Here is a 2,668-nt window from a genome sequence, read left to right as displayed (position 1 = left end):
ACGGGCACCCTGGCCGCGCAACGACTCCGCACACCCCTTGCCCACGTCGCCGTAGCCGCACACCAGAGCGGTCTTGCCGCCGATCAAGACGTCCGTGGCACGGTTGATGCCGTCGACGAGCGAGTGACGGCAGCCGTACTTGTTGTCGAACTTCGACTTCGTCACCGCGTCGTTCACATTGATCGCGGGGAACAGCAGCGAGCCGTCACGCTGCATCTCGTACAGGCGGTGGACACCCGTCGTGGTCTCCTCCGTCACACCGCGGATCTCCGAGGCGATGGCGGTCCAGTCGAGCGTGCTGTTCTCCAACAGGCCGTGTACGACGACCAGTTCTTCGTTGGACGCCTCGGGCAGCTTGCCCGTCTTCTGCCGCTCGACACCCAGGTGGACGAGCATGGTGGCGTCACCGCCGTCGTCCAGGATCATGTTCGGACCGGTCTGTCCGGGCCAGGTCAGCGCCTGCTCCGTGCACCACCAGTACTCCTCCAGCGTCTCGCCCTTCCAGGCGAAGACGGGAATCCCGGCGGCGGCGACGGCCGCGGCGGCGTGGTCCTGTGTCGAGAAGATGTTGCAGGAGACCCAGCGGACCTCGGCGCCGAGCGCGACGAGGGTCTCGATGAGCACGGCCGTCTGCACGGTCATGTGGAGGGAGCCGGTGATCCGGGCGCCCGCGAGCGGCTGGGCGTCGGCGTACTCCTTGCGGATCGACATCAGGCCGGGCATCTCGTGCTCGGCGAGCGTGATCTCCTTGCGGCCGAACTCGGCGAGGGAGAGATCGGCGACCTTGAAGTCGGTGAACTCAGCTGACATGAAGGCTCCTTGAGCTGTTCAGTACGTTGCGGTGGATGTCCAGGGCCGCGGTGGACCTGTTGAGCGTGATGTAGTGCAGGCCGGGGGCGCCTTCGGCGAGCAGTCGCTCCGCCATGGCGGTGGCATGGTCGACACCGATCCGGTACGCGTCGTCGGGCCGCTCGCGGGCGACTTCCAGGCGGTGGGCCAGGTCCTCCGGAAAGGCGGCGTCGGAGAGTTCGGCGAACCGCCGGATCTGGCGGGCGTCGGTGGCCGGCATGATCTCCGGGATGACCGGTGTCGTGCAGCCGGCGGCGGCGAGCCGGTCGCGCAGCCGCAGGTAGTCCTCCACGTCGAAGAACATCTGGGTGATGGCGTAGTCGGCGCCCGCGCGGCACTTGGCCACGAAGTGCCGGATGTCGCTGTCCCAGTCCGGTGACCGCGGGTGCTTCTCGGGGAACGCCGCGACGCCGATGGTGAACTCCCCCAGCGACCGCACCAGTTCGACGAGTTGGTACGCGTGGGTGTAGCCGTCCGGGTGCGGGGTCCACGACCCCTTGGGGTCGCCGGGCGGATCCCCGCGCAAGACGAGGACGTCGCGCACCCCGGCGTCCGCGTACTGGCCGATGATGCGGCGCAGTTCGGCGACCGAGTGGCCGACGGCCGTCAGGTGCGCCACGGGGCGCAGCGTCGTCTCGGCCACGATCCGCTTGGTGACGTCGATGGTGCGCTCGCGCGAGGAACCACCGGCACCGTAGGTGACGGACACGAAGTCGGGCGCGAGCGGTTCGATGCGGCGGACGGCCTGCCACAGGGACTGCTCGCCCTTGGCCGTCCCGGGCGGGAAGAACTCGAAGGAGAACGTCGTCATGCGCGGCCTCCCGCGTTGAAGTAGCTCGCCTCGGGGTGGTGGATCACGATGGCGTCGGTGGACTGCTCGGGGTGGAGCTGGAACTCCTCGGACAGCTGGACGCCGATCCGCTCGGGCTCCAGGAGCTGCGCGATCTTGGCGCGGTCCGCCAGGTCGGGGCAGGCCGGGTAGCCGAGCGAGTAGCGGCACCCCTGGTACTCGGTGCGGAACATGCCGTCCATCGCGGACGGATCGCTGCCGTCGATGCCGAGCTCGGTGCGGACGCGGGCGTGCCAGTACTCGGCGAGTGCCTCGGCCAACTGCACCGACAGGCCGTGCAGTTCGAGGTAGTCGCGGTAGGAGTCGGAGGCGAACAGCTCGGCGGTCGCCTCACCGATCTTCGATCCGACGGTGACGACTTGGAGGCCGACGACGTCGGTCTCGCCAGACTCCTCGGGGCGGAAGAAGTCGGCCAGGCAGAGGCGGCGGCCGCGGCGCTGGCGCGGGAAGGTGAAGCGGGTCCGCTCGTTACCCGCGTCGTCCAGGATGATCAGGTCGTCACCCTTGGACACACAGGGGAAGTAGCCGTGGACCACGGCCGCTTCGAGCAGGTTCTCCGTGCGCAGCCGGTCGAGCCACATGCGCAGTCGCGGCCTGCCCTCGGTCTCGATGGTGTCGCCCTTGAGTCCCCACTGGCCCTTGAACAGCGCGGCCTCGTCGAGCCAGGACGCGTACTCCTTGAGCTGGATGCCCTTGACCACGCGGGTGCCCCAGAACGGCGGCTCGGGGGTCGGATTGTCGACGGCGACGTCCGAGCGGCCGACATCCTGCGGCTCTTCGAGGACCAACTCCCGCTTGGGCACCCGGCGCTGCCTCAGCTCGGGCAGGGTGGCGCCGGGGACGCCGCGCTTGACCGCGATGAGGGCGTCCATCAGGCGCAGGCCCTCGAACGCGTCGCGGGCGTAACGGACTTCGCCCTCGTAGATCTCGTGCAGGTCCTGCTCGACATACGCCCGGGTCAGCGCGGCG

Annotated in this window: 3 protein-coding genes; all 3 read right to left on the bottom strand. The window is 69.2% G+C overall.

Annotated elements, in window-relative coordinates; genetic code table 11:
* A partial coding sequence (locus ACY34M_RS41815; protein ID WP_462723962.1) for an adenosylhomocysteinase occupies nucleotides 1-810 on the bottom strand: 810 nt, incomplete at its 3' end.
* The gene (metF, locus tag ACY34M_RS41810) at nucleotides 800-1,660 is read right to left on the bottom strand and encodes a methylenetetrahydrofolate reductase [NAD(P)H] (RefSeq protein WP_462723963.1); all 861 of its coding nucleotides are present in this window, start codon (nucleotides 1,658-1,660) and stop codon (nucleotides 800-802) included. The genes metF and ACY34M_RS41815, both read right to left, overlap by 11 nt.
* The coding region (locus ACY34M_RS41805) for a vitamin B12 dependent-methionine synthase activation domain-containing protein (protein ID WP_462723964.1) at nucleotides 1,657-2,668 on the bottom strand (1,012 nt) is incomplete at its 5' end. The genes metF and ACY34M_RS41805, both read right to left, overlap by 4 nt.

This window comes from Streptomyces sp. EDA2-14, assembly GCF_054963755.1.
This window is presented reverse-complemented; position numbering and strand designations above follow the sequence as displayed.

Bases quoted from the DNA above. Each gene is read 5' to 3' on its own strand.
- metF (WP_462723963.1), bottom strand. From the start codon at position 1,660: ATGACGACGTTCTCCTTCGAGTTCTTCCCGCCCGGGACGGCCAAGGGC.